Source organism: Pseudomonas sp. FG29, from assembly GCF_057809355.1.
Genome location: NZ_JBMDJU010000012.1, coordinates 33,037 through 48,197, shown reverse-complemented (window position 1 = coordinate 48,197; position 15,161 = coordinate 33,037). Strand labels below are relative to the sequence as shown.

Annotated in this window: 15 protein-coding genes and 1 pseudogene; 8 read left to right on the top strand and 8 right to left on the bottom strand. The window is 64.2% G+C overall.

From position 1 onward, the window contains the following. Nucleotides 1-33: 33 nt before the first annotated feature. Together ACODS1_RS14040 and ACODS1_RS14035 are read right to left on the bottom strand one after the other, a co-directional pair. A complete protein-coding gene (locus ACODS1_RS14040; RefSeq protein ID WP_489086206.1) occupies nucleotides 34-798 on the bottom strand; it encodes a methyl-accepting chemotaxis protein in 765 nt (254 codons plus the stop codon). Nucleotides 799-888: 90 nt separating this feature from the next. After that, nucleotides 889-1,896 (bottom strand): annotated as a pseudogene (locus ACODS1_RS14035) (cache domain-containing protein); the annotation flags it as partial. A 225-nt stretch (nucleotides 1,897-2,121) separates the two neighbouring features. Here ACODS1_RS14035 and dapC point away from each other — a divergent pair. Then, nucleotides 2,122-3,318 (top strand): succinyldiaminopimelate transaminase, encoded by a 1,197-nt coding sequence (dapC, locus tag ACODS1_RS14030; protein ID WP_489086139.1) that lies wholly within the window; start codon nucleotides 2,122-2,124, stop codon nucleotides 3,316-3,318. Nucleotides 3,319-3,481: 163 nt separating this feature from the next. Here dapC and ACODS1_RS14025 read toward each other — a convergent pair whose 3' ends face one another. Further along, a complete protein-coding gene (locus ACODS1_RS14025) occupies nucleotides 3,482-5,116 on the bottom strand; it encodes a Na+/H+ antiporter (protein WP_489086138.1) in 1,635 nt (544 codons plus the stop codon). 158 nt (nucleotides 5,117-5,274) lie between these two features. Here ACODS1_RS14025 and ACODS1_RS14020 point away from each other — a divergent pair, with 158 nt between their 5' ends. From ACODS1_RS14020 to ACODS1_RS14005, 4 genes are all read left to right on the top strand, one after another. Then, nucleotides 5,275-5,622 carry an ArsC family reductase gene (locus ACODS1_RS14020; RefSeq protein WP_322978432.1) on the top strand — a complete coding sequence of 116 codons (348 nt, stop codon included), beginning with the start codon at nucleotides 5,275-5,277 and terminating at the stop codon, nucleotides 5,620-5,622. A 37-nt stretch (nucleotides 5,623-5,659) separates the two neighbouring features. Then, entirely contained in the window at nucleotides 5,660-6,694 is a 1,035-nt protein-coding gene (gene dapD, locus ACODS1_RS14015; RefSeq protein ID WP_322978433.1) for a 2,3,4,5-tetrahydropyridine-2,6-dicarboxylate N-succinyltransferase, read from the top strand. A gap of 168 nt (nucleotides 6,695-6,862) precedes the next feature. Continuing rightward, nucleotides 6,863-8,068 (top strand): aminotransferase class V-fold PLP-dependent enzyme, encoded by a 1,206-nt coding sequence (locus ACODS1_RS14010; protein ID WP_489086137.1) that lies wholly within the window; start codon nucleotides 6,863-6,865, stop codon nucleotides 8,066-8,068. Between the two features lie 118 nt (nucleotides 8,069-8,186). Beyond that, nucleotides 8,187-8,591 (top strand): SufE family protein, encoded by a 405-nt coding sequence (locus ACODS1_RS14005; protein WP_489086136.1) that lies wholly within the window; start codon nucleotides 8,187-8,189, stop codon nucleotides 8,589-8,591. Here ACODS1_RS14005 and ACODS1_RS14000 read toward each other — a convergent pair. The 3 genes from ACODS1_RS14000 to tcdA form a co-directional block, all read right to left on the bottom strand. Continuing rightward, nucleotides 8,588-9,058 (bottom strand): YehS family protein, encoded by a 471-nt coding sequence (locus ACODS1_RS14000; protein WP_489086135.1) that lies wholly within the window; start codon nucleotides 9,056-9,058, stop codon nucleotides 8,588-8,590. The two genes, ACODS1_RS14005 and ACODS1_RS14000, sit on opposite strands and share 4 nt — an antisense overlap. 18 nt (nucleotides 9,059-9,076) lie before the next feature. Further along, on the bottom strand, nucleotides 9,077-9,859 hold the full coding sequence (locus tag ACODS1_RS13995; protein ID WP_489086134.1) for a substrate-binding periplasmic protein: 783 nt from the start codon (nucleotides 9,857-9,859) through the stop codon (nucleotides 9,077-9,079). 95 nt (nucleotides 9,860-9,954) lie between these two features. Further along, entirely contained in the window at nucleotides 9,955-10,770 is an 816-nt protein-coding gene (gene tcdA, locus ACODS1_RS13990) for a tRNA cyclic N6-threonylcarbamoyladenosine(37) synthase TcdA (RefSeq protein WP_322978438.1), read from the bottom strand. Nucleotides 10,771-10,911: 141 nt separating this feature from the next. Here tcdA and dapE point away from each other — a divergent pair, with 141 nt between their 5' ends. From dapE to ACODS1_RS13975, 3 genes are all read left to right on the top strand, one after another. Beyond that, nucleotides 10,912-12,054, top strand: a complete 1,143-nt coding sequence (gene dapE / locus ACODS1_RS13985; protein ID WP_489086133.1) for a succinyl-diaminopimelate desuccinylase — start codon at nucleotides 10,912-10,914, stop codon at nucleotides 12,052-12,054. 146 nt (nucleotides 12,055-12,200) lie between these two features. Further along, nucleotides 12,201-13,010, top strand: a complete 810-nt coding sequence (locus ACODS1_RS13980; RefSeq protein WP_489086132.1) for a putative RNA methyltransferase — start codon at nucleotides 12,201-12,203, stop codon at nucleotides 13,008-13,010. Between the two features lie 5 nt (nucleotides 13,011-13,015). Continuing rightward, entirely contained in the window at nucleotides 13,016-13,387 is a 372-nt protein-coding gene (locus tag ACODS1_RS13975; RefSeq protein ID WP_489086131.1) for a hypothetical protein, read from the top strand. 305 nt (nucleotides 13,388-13,692) lie between these two features. On the opposite strand, the gene ACODS1_RS13970 is transcribed toward ACODS1_RS13975, so the two are convergent. Together ACODS1_RS13970 and ACODS1_RS13965 are read right to left on the bottom strand one after the other, a co-directional pair. Further along, complete coding sequence (locus tag ACODS1_RS13970) at nucleotides 13,693-13,902, bottom strand: cold-shock protein (protein WP_322978442.1); 210 nt, start codon at nucleotides 13,900-13,902, stop codon at nucleotides 13,693-13,695. A gap of 230 nt (nucleotides 13,903-14,132) precedes the next feature. Continuing rightward, a complete protein-coding gene (locus tag ACODS1_RS13965; protein WP_489086130.1) occupies nucleotides 14,133-15,122 on the bottom strand; it encodes a DUF4340 domain-containing protein in 990 nt (329 codons plus the stop codon). Nucleotides 15,123-15,161 lie beyond the last annotated feature (39 nt).

The following is a 15,161-nucleotide window of genomic DNA, read 5'->3' as shown; positions in this document are numbered from 1 at the left end:
GCTGCGCGCTACCAAACGCAGCAGGCGAGACGGTCAGATACGGAAGCTCTCCACCAGTTGCTTCAGGCGTCCGGCCTGCTGATCCAGCTCGGTACAGGCGCTAAGGCTGGCCTGCAGGTTACGCACGCCATCCTGGTTCAGCGTGTTGATCTCGGTGATATCCATGTTCAGGCTTTCGATCACCGAGGTCTGCTCCTCGGTCGCCGTGGCCACAGACTGGTTCATGCCGTCGATTTCACCGATGCGGTGAGTCACGCCGCGCAGGTTCTCACCGGCCTGACCGCCAATGCGCACGCTGTCATCGCTGAAGCGCCGGCTTTCGGCCATGGTCGATACGGCATCACGGGCGCCCACCTGCAGTTGCTCGATCATCTGCTGGATTTCCAGGGCCGAACTCTGCGTGCGCTGCGCCAGGTTGCGCACCTCGTCGGCCACCACGGCAAAGCCACGTCCGGCCTCACCGGCGCGCGCCGCTTCGATGGCCGCGTTGAGCGCCAGCAGGTTGGTCTGCTCGGAAATACCCTTGATCACGTCGAGAATCTGGCCGATGTCGTTGCTCTTCTCGCTGAGCTGTTCGATATGCCGGCCGGCCGCCTGGATCTTCTCCGACAACTCGCTCATCGAGCTCAGGGTGCGCTCCACCATGCCTTGCCCTTCTTCGGCATCACGCCGGGCATCGCTGGCCTGCACCGACGCATCGGCGGCGTTGCGGGCGATTTCCTGGGCAGCAGCGCCTAGTTCGTTGATCGCGGCTGCGACGCTGTCGGTACGCGCCGCCTGCTCACTGGAGTTGCCCATCGACGCATTGGACGCCTGCACCACCGTGCTGACGCGCGCATGCACCTCGCGCGTGGCCGAAGCCACTTCACGAATCGACTCGTGAATCCGCTCGACGAAGCGGTTGAAGGCGCCGGCCAGCTCGCCGAACTCATCACCGGAGTCGCTTTGCAAACGCTGGGTCAGGTCACCCTCGCCATCGGCGATGCCGCTCATGGCCTGACTCATGACATGCAACGGGCGCAACAGGATGCGGATCAGCACGCCAAGCAGCAGGAAAATGGTCACCACGCCGATGACCGTGGCCATCAACGCCGATAGCCGCGACTCGCGCAACGCTGCGAAGGCCTTGTCTTCGTCCACCGACAGACCGACGTACCAGCGCACACCAGCCAGGCCCTTGACCGGCAGGAAGGTGACGATACGGGCACTGCCATCGACAGCTGTCGCATTCTGCAACTCGGAAACCAGCTTCGGTGCAGTGCCTGGGTAGAGATCCGGCAGTTTCTTCAACACCAGACTCTTGTCCGGGTGCACCAGCACCGTGCCTTGATCATCGACCAGGAAGGCGTAGCCCATGCCGCCAAGATCGAAGGAATTGAGGATGTCGTCGATGGTCTGCAGCTTGAGGTCGCCACCGACCACGCCCTGCAGGCTGCCACCGGCGCTGACCGGCCGGGTGATGGTGATCAACAGGCCATCGCGCGGGTCAGCTGCCAGGTAGGGCGCCGTCAGCCCCGGGCCACTGCTGCCCATTGCGCTCTTGTACCAGGGACGCTGGCGCGGATCGTAACCGGCCGGCAGTTCACTGGCGGGAAACTGCGTGTAGGTGCCATCGGCCTGGCCGAAGTAGGCGTAGAGGAACGCCGAGGCAATGCTGCGATGCTGCAGATTCCTGCGTAACGCCTCGGAAGAGCTGTCGTCCTGCACCGACTCGGCGAGGTTATCCAGCAGTTGCATGCGCCCATCGAGCCAGTTCTGGATGTTACCGGTGGAGACCAGCCCCACGTCGTTCAGGTAGTTGGCCAGGCCATCACGGATCGCATTGCGTTGAAGATAGTCGTTGTACAGCGCAAAGGAGGCGAAGGCTGCGATGACGACCAGGGATGCAGCCAGCATGATCTTGTGGCTGAACTTCAGGGTGCGCATGAGAGAAGCCTCGTCAGAAAAAAGTCATACCCGCAGGCTATCGGCAGCCAATGACCATTTCTTGACCTCGCCCAGCATCAGCATTGCGACCTAAACGAACGCAAAACGGACAAGCAGCGGAATTTTCCTCCGGGCACTCCCCGTGCTAGTGTCGCCGCCTTTGTCGCCGCCTCACAAAGGACCCGTCGGATCATCATGAACCACGCCCTCGCCCAGTTGCAGCCCTACCCGTTCGAGAAACTCCGCGCCCTGCTCGCCGGTGTGCAGCCTGCCGCCGACCGCTCGCCCATCGCCCTGTCGATCGGTGAACCCAAGCACCGTTCGCCGGACTTCGTCGGCCAGGCCCTGACCGCCAACCTCGACAAGCTGGCGGTGTATCCCACCACCCTGGGCCTGCCCGAGCTGCGTCAGAGCATCAGCGCCTGGTGCGAACGCCGCTTCGGCGTACCGACTGGCTGGCTGGATGCCGCGCGCCACGTGCTGCCGGTCAACGGCACGCGCGAGGCACTGTTCGCCTTTACCCAGGCGGTGGTCGACCGTAATGCCAAGGGCCTGGTGGTCAGCCCCAATCCGTTCTACCAGATCTACGAAGGTGCAGCGTTTCTCGCCGGCGCCGAGCCGCATTACCTGCCCTGCCTGGAAGACCACGGTTTCAACCCGGACTTCGACGCGGTGCCGGCTGAAGTCTGGCAGCGCTGCCAGATTCTGTTCCTCTGCTCGCCAGGCAACCCGACCGGCGCCCTGATCCCGCTGGAAACCCTGAAGAAGCTGATCGCCCTGGCCGACGAGCATGATTTCGTCATCGCCGCCGACGAGTGCTACAGCGAGCTGTATTTCGACGAAGACGCCCCGCCGCCCGGCCTGCTCAGCGCCTGCGCCGAGCTGGGCCGCAGCGATTTCAAACGCTGCGTGGTGTTCCACAGCCTGTCCAAGCGCTCCAACCTGCCGGGTCTGCGTTCGGGGTTCGTCGCCGGCGATGGCGAAATCCTCAAGCACTTCCTGCTCTATCGCACCTACCACGGCTGCGCCATGCCGGTACAAACCCAGCTGGCCAGCGTCGCGGCCTGGAACGACGAAGCGCACGTGCGCGCCAATCGCGACCTGTACCGCGAGAAGTTCGATGCGGTGCTGAAGATCCTCGCCCCGGTGATGGACGTGCAGCGCCCCGATGGCGGCTTCTATCTGTGGGCCCGCACGCCGGGTGACGACGCGCAGTTCACCCGCGAGCTGTTCGCTGCCGAGCACGTTACCGTGGTGCCAGGCTCCTACCTGTCGCGCGAAGTGAATGGCATCAACCCGGGCGCCGGGCGCGTGCGCATGGCGCTGGTCGCACCACTGGCCGAGTGCATCGAGGCAGCCGAGCGCATCGCCCATTTCATTCGCGGCGCCTGAAGCTGTCTATAGTCGCGGCTAAAGCCCCCTCCCACAGCAATCAAGCGAGCGGAGGGGCCTGAACCCGTAGGGCGGGTGCAACCCGCCACCCTCCCCCGCTACTGAGGCAAGGCCCGGCAGATTGTTAGCTGCGCGCCTGAATCCGCCCTACGCCTGAACCGCCTCAGCTCTTGTGCAAGCGCGCCTCGGCAATATCCAGATCACGCAGGATCTCGGCCAGCAGGTCGTCATCCAGCTCGTTGTCATGGCGCATGCGGTACAGCTCCAGACGCTGGGTACGCAGGGCCTGCAAGCGCAGGCGGTACTCCAGGCGATCCGTCTCGCGCTGCTGCTCATGCGCTTCGTCGCCGCCACGGGCGCGTTCCAGCAAGTCGCGGTATTCGCTCATCAATCGAGCCTTCACCTCGACCGCGGCGATAGCCCCTTCGGCATCGGCAGCCCGTTCATCCTCGGACTCCAGATAACGAATCGCCGCTTCCAGCACGGCGGCGCGATGCCGATTGAGCTCACGCTCGTGCAGCGCCACGTTGTCCTGCGGCAGGCGCGGCAGGATGCGCGGCAAGGCGACGCTGGCCACCAGCAACGACAGCAGGATCACCCCGGCAGCAATCAGGATCAGCAGGTCGCGCTCAGGGAAGGCCTGGCCATTGTTGAGCAGCAAGGGCAACGACATGACGCCCGCCAGGGTCACCGCACCGCGCACGCCGCCCAGGGTCAGCACCGCACTCAGGGCGATCCGTGACTGTCCGGCGAAACGCGTTGGCTCACCGCGCAACCGGCGCAACGCCCCCGACACCCGCCAGTAGCCATACACCCAGACGAAGCGCAGCAGCATCAACACCGCGAAGATTGCCACCACCATACCCAGCGCCTGCAAGGCGAACTGCCAGGGCGCGGTATGTTCGCCAATCGCCGCCTCGAGGATGTCGGGCAGTTGCAGACCGAGCAGCAGGAAGATCAGGCCATTGAAGGTGAATTCCAGCAACGCCCACACACTGCGGTTGAGCAGACGTGTGGAGGTTTGTTTGGGCAGCAGATCGAGGCGGCTCTGCATCATCCCCGCCGCTACGGCCGAGAGAATGCCGGAGAGCTCCAGATGCTCCGCGGCCACGTAGGCGGCGAACGGCAGCAGCAGGAGCAGCAAAACGTGCGGTGCCGGATCCTCCCAGCCACGGGCAATCATCCAGGCGCGCAGACGCCCCAGCAGGTAGCTGAGCGCGACGCCAATGGCCAGGCCGCCAACCGCCACCAGGACGAACTGCACACCGGCATCGGTGATCGAGAACGCGCCGGTCAGCGTCGCCGCCACCGCGAACTTGAACGCTACCAGGCCGGAGGCATCGTTCATCAACGCCTCACCCTGCAACAGGTTGTTCAATGTGCTCGGCAGACGCCCATGGGTGATCGCCGATACTGCCACCGCATCGGTCGGCGACAGCACGGCGGCCAGGGCGAAACAGGCGGCCAGCGGCACCTGCGGCAGCAACCAGTGAATGAAATGCCCGGCCACGAGAATGGTGAAGAACACCAGGGCGAAGGCCAGCAGCAGGATCGGCGTGCGCAACTGGCGAAATTGCCCCTTGGGCATGCGCCAGCCGTCGACGAACAGCAACGGCGGGATGAACAGCAGCAGGAACAGTTCCGGGTCGAGGCGTACATGCAGCCCCAGCACCGGAATCGCCAACAGCGCGCCGATCAGTATCTGCAGCAGGGGCAGCGGCAACGGAATGAATTGAGCGGTGATACGCGTACCACTGACCACCAGCAGCATGATCAGAATGGTGTAGAGCAATTGCATGGGATAACCATCGAAGGCGCGAGCTAGAGCGCCATTCTAGCCCTCGCCGGCCTGCAACCGACAGTTACCCTCGTGCCAAGACGCTGCCCACGAGCCATGGCATAATGGCCGGCCGTTTTTTCCGGACATCCCGGCACGCCACTCATCAGAGGAAGACCATGAGTTACGTCCTGTATGGCATCAAGGCCTGTGACACCATGAAGAAGGCCCGCACCTGGCTCGACGAGCACGGTGTCGCCTATGCCTTCCACGACTACAAGAGCGCCGGAATCGACCGTGCGAACCTGGAGAAATGGTGCAACGAGCATGGCTGGCAAACCGTCCTCAACCGTGCCGGCACCACCTTCCGCAAGCTGGATGACGCGCAGAAAGCCGATCTCGACCAGGCCAAGGCCATCGACCTGATGCTGGCCCAGCCTTCGATGATCAAGCGCCCGGTGCTCGACCTGGGCGACAAGACCCTGGTCGGCTTCAAGGCGGATCACTATCAAGCGGCATTGGCCTGATCAATCACTCCCGAATTTGTTGCAAGGAATCCCATCGATGAGCACCTCTCTCTTCAGCATCGCCTTCGGCGTCGGCACCCAGAACCGTCAAGGCAACTGGCTGGAAGTCTTCTACGCCCTGCCCCTGCTCAATCCGGCAGCCGATCTGGTGGCAAAGGCCGCCGAAACTCTCGGCTACCAAGGCGGCAACCAGGCCATCGCCTTCAGCAATGCCCAGGCCCGTGACCTGGCCGAAGCCCTCAAGGGCATCGACGCCGCTCAGGCTGCGCTGATGACCCGCCTGGCCGAAAGCAGTAACCCGCTGGTGGCCACCTTCCTGGCTGAAGACGCGGCACTGACCAGCACCCCCGAGGCCTACCTCAAGCTGCACCTGCTGTCGCACCGCCTGGTCAAGCCGCATGGCCTGAACCTGGCCGGCATCTTCCCGCTGCTGCCCAACGTGGCCTGGACCAGCCAGGGCGCGATCGACCTCGCCGAACTGGCCGAACGCCAACTGGAAGCACGCCTGAAGGGCGAGCTGCTGGAAGTGTTCTCGGTGGACAAGTTCCCGAAAATGACCGACTACGTAGTGCCGGCTGGCGTGCGTATCGCCGACAGCGCCCGTGTGCGCCTGGGTGCCTACATCGGTGAAGGCACCACCGTGATGCACGAAGGTTTCGCCAACTTCAACGCCGGCACCGAAGGCCCGGGCATGATCGAAGGCCGCGTCTCTGCTGGCGTGTTCGTCGGCAAGGGTTCGGATCTGGGCGGCGGCTGCTCGACCATGGGCACCCTGTCCGGTGGCGGCAACATCGTCATCAGCGTCGGCGAAGGCTGCCTGATCGGTGCCAACGCCGGTATCGGCATCCCGCTGGGCGACCGCAACACTGTCGAAGCCGGTCTTTACATCACCGCTGGCACCAAGGTGAATCTGCTCGACGAAGGCAACGCCCTGGTCAAGGTGGTCAAGGCGCGTGACCTGGCTGGTCAGCCGGATCTGCTGTTCCGTCGTAACTCGCTGACCGGCGCCGTGGAGTGCAAGACCCACAAGTCGGCCATCGAACTGAACGAAGCCCTGCACGCCCACAACTGAAAAGTTGGTTTAACGCTGCTGCGCTAGCCCATACTGCGTTGCAATAAGGCTCGGACGCTCATTTACACCAGTAAACTCCGCGTCCTCGCCTTATCGCGCCTTGTCTGGCCGTCGCTCGCAACACGTTAAACCCAACTTTTAACCGCCGGATGATCTCTGGAAGCATCCATGTCACTGATCTCCCCCTGGCGCGCCGAGTTCCCCGGCATCCGTGCCCTCGAAGCCGACGGCCAGACCTATCTGGACAGCGCCGCTACCGCCCAGAAGCCCCAGGCGGTGCTGGACGCGCTGCTCGCCTACCTGGCCGGTGGTGTGGCCAACGTCCATCGTGCCCAGCACCTGCCGGGTGAACGCGCCACCCGCGCTTTCGAGGCCACGCGCAGCAAGGCCGCGCAATGGCTCAACGCCCTCAGCAGTGACGAGATCGTCTTCACCCGCGGCAGCACCGAATCGCTCAACCTGCTCGCCTATGGCCTGGAGCACCTGCTACCACCCGGCGGGCAGATCGTCGTCAGTGCCGCCGAGCACCACGCCAACCTGCTGCCCTGGCAACAGTTGGCCAAGCGGCGCGGCCTGGAACTGGTGATCCTGCCGCTGGATCAGGCCGGCAGCATCGACCTCAACGAGGCCGCCCGGCTGATCGGCCCGGCCACCTGCCTGCTGGCAATCACCCAGCTGTCCAACGTGCTGGGTCGCTGGCAACCTGTGGACGCCTTGCTGGCCCAGGCCAAGGCGCAGGGCGCGCTGACCGTCATCGATGGTGCGCAAGGCGCTGTGCACGCCAGGCCGGATGTGCAGGCACTGGGCTGCGACTTCTACGTTTGCTCGGCACACAAGCTCTACGGCCCGGACGGTGTGGGCCTGCTCTACGGCCGCAGCGAAGCGCTGGCGAAGCTGCAGCATTGGCAATTCGGCGGCGAGATGGTGTTCGATGCCGACTATCAGGACGCACGCTTTCGCGCCGCCCCGCTAGGCTTCGAGGCGGGCACCCCGGCGGTATCCGCGGTGATCGGCCTGGGCGCCGCGCTGGATTGGTTGAGCAGGCTGGATCAGGCCGCCGCCGCCGCGCATGAAGCCGCGTTGCACGCCGAGTTGTTGGCCGGCCTGCAAGCCCGCCCAGGCGTGCAGGTGCTCGGCGAGCCGCAGTTGGCGCTGGCCTGTTTTCATGTCGAAGGTGTGCATAACGCCGACCTGGCCCACCTGCTCAGCGAGCAAGGCATTGCCGTGCGCACCGGGCATCACTGCGCCATGCCGTTGATAAAACGCCTTGGCCTGGCCGGCGCGACTCGCGTATCGCTCGGGCTGTACAACGATGGCGCCGACCTGCAGCGCTTCTTCGCCGCCCTGGACAATGCCCTGGAACTGCTGCGATGAAACACCAGCAACGGCTCTCCGCAGGAACGGCTGGGCGGCATTCCGCTTCAGCCGCGAAAGAACGCGTATGGATCTTCGCGGCTGAAGCCGCTCCTACAGGCCATGGGAGTCTCTCGCCATGAGCCTGTCAGTCGCCGCTCAAGAAGCACTGGAAGCCTTCGCCGCCTGCCCTGGTTGGGAGCAGCGCGCGCGCCTGCTGATGCAATGGGGCGAGCGCCTGGCGCCACTCAGCGACGCCGAGCGGATCGAGGATAATCGCGTGCACGGCTGCGAAAGCCTGGTCTGGCTGGTTGCCGAGCGCCATGCCGAGCGCCCGCATTTTCGCGCCAGCAGCGATGCCCGCCTGCTGCGCGGTTTGCTGGCGGTGCTGCTGGTACGCGTCGAGGGTTTGAGCGATGCCGAACTGACGACGCTCGACCTGGTTGACTGGTTCAACCAGCTCGGCCTGCAGCGCCAGCTCTCCCCCTCACGCAGCAACGGGCTCAATGCCGTGCTGCAACGCATGCGCGAGTTGGCGCGTTAAGCTGCAGCGCCCCGCTCGCGCAACGTCAACCCACGCAGGAAGTTGCGCAGAATCTGGTCACCGCACTCGCGATAGTGCTTGTGCCCCGGCGCACGGAACAGAGCACCCAGCTCGGCCTTGGTCATCGGCAGATCGACTGCCTGCAGGATTGCCTGGATGTCGTCATCACGTAGCTCGAAGGCCACGCGCAACTTCTTCAGGATAAGGTTGTTGCTCAGGCGCTTTTCCACCGGTATACGCGGTCGACTGTCGTCCTTGCCGCGCTTGTGAAACACCAGGCCTTCGAGCACATGGGCCAGCAGCACATCGCTGCAGGAACGGTAACCGGGCTCGTCCTCACGTAACAGGCAGGCGGAGATCAAGCCAGGCTCGACGGAGTAATCGGCGAGTCGGCAGAACGACTCCAGCGTGTCATCGCTGATATTCAGCAGGTAACGCACACTGCGCAGCACATCGTTGTTGAGCATTTCAGGCCTCCTGGACCGCTAGTTTCGCGAAGCCTGAATCGGCCCGCTGGGCCGCCAGTCGTCAGCATTACCACTATTGAGGGCGTCCTGCAGGCGGCGTAAATCACCGCGCTCGGCAAAATGACGCAGGCTGCTATTGAACTGACGCAGCAAGTTGGCGCTCCTTGCATCGTCCTTGCGGAACAGCAGGCGCAGCGGCTCCTTGTTCAGTTCGTGCGGATGATGGGTGATCGTTTGTAATGGGTCGCCCGGAAAAAGACGCCGCAACGCGGCATAGCCAACGGCACGATCCTGCGGGTGCAGATCGATGCGCCCGAGTTCGAGCAAGCGAAAACTGGTGTCCTCCTTGCCGCTCAGCTCGATTTGTAGACGTCCCTTTTGCGCGGCTTCATCGAAGGCCGGCCCATAGGAATAACCGAGCGTGGTGCCGATACGATAAGGCGCAAGGTCGTCGATGGACTGCCAATCGAACGTCATGTCTCGACGATGGAACAGCACCACCTCACCGCGCACCAACGGGTCACTGCAGATGCCATAGCCAAGCCGGCTTGGGCTGCAGTTGTAGGGCATGATCGCCTGCAGCTCGCCTTTTTGCAGCATCAGCACATTGCGATCCCAGGGATGGAAAACGAACTCGACGCGATAACCAGCCTCGGCGAATACCGCGCTGATCAGCCGCGCCAGTGCACCGCCATCGCGCCGACCTTGATCGACATAAGGCACCCAGTCACCAGTACCGACTCGCAGCAGCGGCTGCTCAGCTCGCACGGCCACCATGCCCGACAGGAGCAACGCGGCCATCAACAGCACCGGCATCCTTAACCAGCGCGAAAACAGGTACGGCACAACTCACCTCAATGACTTGATAAGGTCAGAGCGTCCCTGCGCTAATAGTGTCAACGCGGCTGCACGCCCGCGCGCTCGGAGGGTCTACGCGCCCCGGCAACCAGCTTGTCCACCAACTTGGCCGTCGCGGCCATGGCGAAGGTGGCAGTGACCATCATCACCGCACCGAAACCACCGGCACAATCGAGGCGTACCCCCTCGCCGACGAAGCCCTTGGCCTGGCACACGCTGCCGTCGGGCTTGGGGTAACGCAATTGCTCGGTGGAGAACACGCAGGGCACGCTGTAGTTGCGCCCCGGCGTGCGGGAAAAACCATAGTCGCGGCGCAGCAAGGAGCGCACCTTGGCCGCCAGCGGATCATTGAAGGTCTTGTTCAGGTCGGCGACCTGCACCTGGGTCGGGTCGATCTGCCCGCCCGCGCCGCCGGTGGTGACGATCTGGATCTTGCGCCGTTTGCACCAGGCGATCAGCGCCGCCTTGGCCGGCACGCTGTCGATGCAGTCGATCACCCCGTCGAGCTGTTCGGTGATGTACTCGGCCATGGTCTCGCGGGTGACGAAATCGGCCACCGCATGTACCACGCAGTTCGGATTGATGGCACGGATACGTTCGGCCATCACGTCCACCTTGGCCTTGCCCACCGCGCCGTCGAGCGCCTGGATCTGCCGGTTGGTGTTGGTGATGCAGACGTCATCGAGGTCGAACAGGGAAATCTCGCCGACGCCGGAACGCGCCAGCGCCTCGGCCACCCAGGAGCCGACGCCGCCAATACCGACCACCGCCACATGCGCAGCCGCCAGGCGCTGATAGCCCTCCTGGCCGTAAAGCCGGGCAATGCCGCCGAAACGCTGATCGTCTGTGTTCATCTCACCCCCTGCAGGAAGGCGCGCATTATAGGGACAGCACCGCCCCCACCCAAGCCCGACAGACGGCCGGTGGCTGGGTAGTTTCTGCCCGGGCCTGCTAAGATGGCCGGCTTTCACGCCAGCCGCTGTACCGGAGCCGCCATGACCGCCCCCCTCACCCCGACCCTGGAACTCGCCTTCGACCTGATCCGCCGCCCGTCCGTGACCCCGGTCGATGAAGGCTGCCAGGAACTGATGATGCGCCGTCTGGCCGCCTGCGGCTTCGAGGTGGAGCGCATGCGCATCGAAGAGGTGGAGAATTTCTGGGCCAAACGTGGTGGCGAAGGCCCGGTGCTGTGCTTCGCCGGCCACACCGACGTGGTGCCCACCGGCCCGCTGGACGCCTGGCAATACCAGCCGTTCGACGTGCGCGTCGATGAAGACGGCATGCTCTGCGGCCGCGGCGCGGCGGACATGAAAGGCAGCCTGGCGAGCATGATCATCGCCGTCGAGCGTTTCGTCGCCGAATACCCGAAGCACAAGGGCGCCATCAGTTTCCTCATCACCAGCGACGAAGAAGGCCCGGCGCAGCATGGCACCAAGGCGGTAGTCGAGCGCCTGCGCGAGCGTGGCGAGCGTATGGACTGGTGCATCGTCGGCGAGCCGTCGAGTACCACCCTGCTCGGTGACGTGGTCAAGAACGGCCGCCGCGGCTCACTCGGCTGCACCCTCACCGTGTACGGCAAGCAGGGCCACGTGGCCTACCCGCACCTGGCCAAGAACCCGATTCACCTGGCCGCCCCGGCGCTGGCCGAACTGGCCGCCGAGCACTGGGATCACGGCAACGACTACTTCCCGCCGACCAGCTTCCAGGTGTCCAACCTCAATTCCGGCACCGGCGCGACCAACGTCATCCCCGGTGAGCTGAAGGCGGTGTTCAACTTCCGCTTCTCCACCGAATCCACCGTCGAGGGCCTGCAGCAGCGCGTCACCGCCATCCTCGACAAGCATGGCCTGGACTATCACCTGGAGTGGGCGCTGTCCGGCCTGCCCTTCCTGACCCAGCCGGGCGACCTGCTCGACGCAGTGGCCGCCAGCATCAAGAACGTCACCGGCCGCGACACCACGCCGTCGACCAGTGGCGGTACTTCCGACGGTCGCTTTATCGCTACCCTGGGTACCCAGGTGGTCGAGCTTGGCCCGGTCAACGCCACCATTCACCAGATCAACGAACGCGTGCTGGCCAGCGATCTCGACCTGCTCACCGAGGTGTACTACCAAACCCTGGTGAAACTGCTCGCATGAAAATCCATGAATATGCCTGCTGCGCACACCGATAGCTGCGTTGGGCGGTACTCGCTCCTCGCCTATCTATTCGATATGTCTCGTCGCTGCGTTCCGTCCGCCTTGCTCTCGGCGCGCTCGCGACGGCCTATTCACGGATTTTACGCATGCTGATCTGCCCCATCTGCCAGACGCCGCTCGAGCAAAGCGGCAGCGGTCTGGCCTGTGCCAACCGCCACAGCTTCGACCGCGCGCGGCAGGGTTACTACAACCTGCTGCCGGTGCAGCACAAGAACAGCCGCGACCCTGGCGACAACGCCGCCATGGTCGAGGCACGGCGGCGCTTTCTCGAAGGCGGCCATTACGCCCCGCTGGCCAAACGCCTGGCGGAACTCGCCGCCGAACGCACCCCAGCACGCTGGGTGGATATCGGCTGCGGCGAGGGCTATTACACCGAGCAGATCGCACGCGCCCTGCCCCACGCCGATGGCTACGCCCTGGACATCTCCCGCGAGGCGGTCAAGCGCGCCTGCAAACGCGCGCCACAACTGAGCTGGCTGGTGGCAAGCATGGCCCGCGTGCCCTTGGCCGATGCCAGTTGCAACCTGCTGGCCAGCGTGTTCAGCCCGCTGGATTGGGGTGAAGCGCAGCGTTTGCTCGCCCGCGGCGGCGGCCTGCTGCGCATGGGCCCGACCCGCGTGCACCTGATGGAGCTGCGGCAGAAGCTGTACGACGAAGTACGCGACTATGACGATGAGAAGCACCTAGCACTGATCCCGCCGGGCATGCACCTGGCGCACAGTGAAACCCTGGAGTTCACTCTGCACCTGGCCGACGCCCAGGCTCGTGCCGACCTGCTGGCCATGACTCCACACGGCTGGCGCGCCAGTGCCGAACGCCGCGAGGCGGTGATTGCCGCGCCCTTCGATGTCACCGTTTCGATCCGCTACGATTGGATCGTCAACACTCAGGAATGAACCTAATGCGCCAACCCGACATCGAGATCTACCTGAAAGACGCAGAACGTGACGCCGTGGCGCAGTGGCTGGGTGAGGCACTCGGCCCGTGCACCGACTGGCAGCAAAAAGGCCAGACCTTCAAGTGCACCGCTGGCGACGTGCCAGTGACCTGGCTGCCGAAAGCCGTGGGCAAATGGCACAGCCTGTACCTGGAAAGCGACGCCACGCCCTGGGCCGACGACCTGGCCTGCGCCCGCGCCGCCCATGCCGCACTCGGCGTGCAGATTCGCTGCGCACCGGGCACCTGGGTCGAAGACGAGAGCGATGAAGAAGCCGACCGCTGGATCAAGATCGATACCGACGGTGAAAGCGAAATCGTCTGGCGCACCGAATAAAAGCAGCCGCTTCGCGCCAGCGCCAAACCTGTAGGAGCGGCGCCCCGCCGCGAATCCTCCTACGCGGGGTTGCGTCCAGGGCTGTTAGAGCGCGGGCTTTCTTGGCGGGTTTCACCCGCCCTACGGCGTATCCAGGGGGTAGCCCGGATGCAATCCGGGAACCGGCGCCGGACTTCCCGGATTACGCACGAGCGACAACCATGAGGCCGTGAGCTTTCTGGCGGGTTGCACCCGACCTACGAAGTGCGCGTTGCAGAAACGACAAGGCCCGTCGGTGACGGGCCTTGTCATATCGAGCCTGGGGCTCAGAGCTTGGAGACGTCTTCGGCCTGCAGGCCTTTCTGGCCCTGGGTCACGCCGAACTCGACCTTATCGCCTTCGATCAGCGTGCGGTGACCGTCACCACGGATGGCGCGATAGTGAACGAACACATCCGGGCCGCTTTCGCGCTGAATGAACCCGTACCCCTTGGAATCATTGAACCATTTGACGGTTCCGGTCTCACGTTCTGCCATTAGCAACTTCTCCAAACTCGCGATTTTTTATTGTCCCGTAGGCGCTTTGACGGCTCGGTAAAGACGTTCTTCTCAGCCTTCGCCACCCCCGGCATCGCGCATGGAGCAGGTCAAGCGATTCGCGTTCTTGCTGCAGCCGAAGGCCGAGTATAAAGCATGAATTGCGGCTGAAAAGCGCTTTTTTGGCTGGTGCAAAAGCCCCTCGGATTCGCGTGTTTTGCCAGGCTTTCTCAGGATTTGGCCAGCAGATCGCGCAACTTCTTCATCAGCCGCTGCGCCTGTTCCGGCGTCAGCCGATAGGCCCAGTCCGGGCGCGCATTCACCTCGCCCGCCTTGAAGCCCTCGTGCTTGTCGAGCACCAACCAGTAGCCCTCGCCCTGCTTGTACAGCGCGCCTTCGAGCTTCTGCCCGGTAAAACCACTGAGGCTCAGGCGCAGCACCGGTGCCTGCTTGAAGCCAATCTGCGCCAGCGGCGCGGCGTCGGCGAACTGCAGGTTGGAGAACAGCGTGGCCACACCATTGGCAGCGCCCTCAAAGCTGAGTTTCTGCTCCTTGCCCAGTTCCTCGACGGACAGGTTGTACTGCTTGGCATCGGCGCGCGTCAGGGTCAGTGTTTGGCCATCGGCGTGACGCAGTTCGAGGCGGGCGATATCGAGGAAGGGAATATCGGTCATGCGCCGATCCAGCCAGTCCAGCTCCGCAGTCGGCAGTTGCAGCGCCTGGTCGATCAACCAGACCTGATCCTCTCCGGCGCGCCGTACCAGTTGCCCGCCAGCCTGCTGCGACAGCTTGCCCAGGCGCAGTTGCAAATCCGGATGGCCGTCGAATGTCAGCGTCAGGCGCTGCGCCTGTTCGTCAGCTTCGCCCTGCTCAGCCAGGCCCAGGCGCGCGTGCCATTGCGGGTTGGCGGTCTTGGCCTCGACGATGCGCGCCTCACGCAAGCCGCGCAGCAGGTCGGCCAGCACCTGTGGCGCCGCTGGATAATCGGCCTTGGCCGGCACCACCCAGGCCTCGCCATGGCGCTCGATACGCACCGGCGGCTGGCCGTGCGATTCGATCACCAGCGCCTGCAGATTGCCAAGGTAGCCCTGCTCGGCGGCCAGCCAGGGTGCCTGCTCGAGCTGCGCGGTACTTTGTTGCTGATTGCGTTGCACGGCCAGGTAGCCCGCAACGCAAAACAGTACGATGACGATCAATGCGATCAGACCTTTGCGTCCCATACTCGTCTCACTGTTGATGACTCGGATACGGCGTAGGGT

What these genes read in the sequence shown, in the direction of transcription:
- ACODS1_RS13965 (WP_489086130.1), bottom strand. Translation starts at nt 15,122, where the DNA reads ATGGGACGCAAAGGTCTGATCGCATTGATCGTCATCGTACTGTTTTGC.
- ACODS1_RS13975 (WP_489086131.1), top strand. Translation starts at nt 13,016, where the DNA reads ATGCGCCAACCCGACATCGAGATCTACCTGAAAGACGCAGAACGTGAC.
- ACODS1_RS14010 (WP_489086137.1), top strand. Translation starts at nt 6,863, where the DNA reads ATGTCACTGATCTCCCCCTGGCGCGCCGAGTTCCCCGGCATCCGTGCC.
- tcdA (WP_322978438.1), bottom strand. Translation starts at nt 10,770, where the DNA reads ATGAACACAGACGATCAGCGTTTCGGCGGCATTGCCCGGCTTTACGGC.
- ACODS1_RS13970 (WP_322978442.1), bottom strand. Translation starts at nt 13,902, where the DNA reads ATGGCAGAACGTGAGACCGGAACCGTCAAATGGTTCAATGATTCCAAG.
- dapD (WP_322978433.1), top strand. Translation starts at nt 5,660, where the DNA reads ATGAGCACCTCTCTCTTCAGCATCGCCTTCGGCGTCGGCACCCAGAAC.
- dapC (WP_489086139.1), top strand. Translation starts at nt 2,122, where the DNA reads ATGAACCACGCCCTCGCCCAGTTGCAGCCCTACCCGTTCGAGAAACTC.
- ACODS1_RS14040 (WP_489086206.1), bottom strand. Translation starts at nt 798, where the DNA reads ATGGGCAACTCCAGTGAGCAGGCGGCGCGTACCGACAGCGTCGCAGCC.
- ACODS1_RS13995 (WP_489086134.1), bottom strand. Translation starts at nt 9,859, where the DNA reads ATGGCCGCGTTGCTCCTGTCGGGCATGGTGGCCGTGCGAGCTGAGCAG.
- ACODS1_RS14000 (WP_489086135.1), bottom strand. Translation starts at nt 9,058, where the DNA reads ATGCTCAACAACGATGTGCTGCGCAGTGTGCGTTACCTGCTGAATATC.
- dapE (WP_489086133.1), top strand. Translation starts at nt 10,912, where the DNA reads ATGACCGCCCCCCTCACCCCGACCCTGGAACTCGCCTTCGACCTGATC.
- ACODS1_RS13980 (WP_489086132.1), top strand. Translation starts at nt 12,201, where the DNA reads ATGCTGATCTGCCCCATCTGCCAGACGCCGCTCGAGCAAAGCGGCAGC.
- ACODS1_RS14020 (WP_322978432.1), top strand. Translation starts at nt 5,275, where the DNA reads ATGAGTTACGTCCTGTATGGCATCAAGGCCTGTGACACCATGAAGAAG.
- ACODS1_RS14005 (WP_489086136.1), top strand. Translation starts at nt 8,187, where the DNA reads ATGAGCCTGTCAGTCGCCGCTCAAGAAGCACTGGAAGCCTTCGCCGCC.
- ACODS1_RS14025 (WP_489086138.1), bottom strand. Translation starts at nt 5,116, where the DNA reads ATGCAATTGCTCTACACCATTCTGATCATGCTGCTGGTGGTCAGTGGT.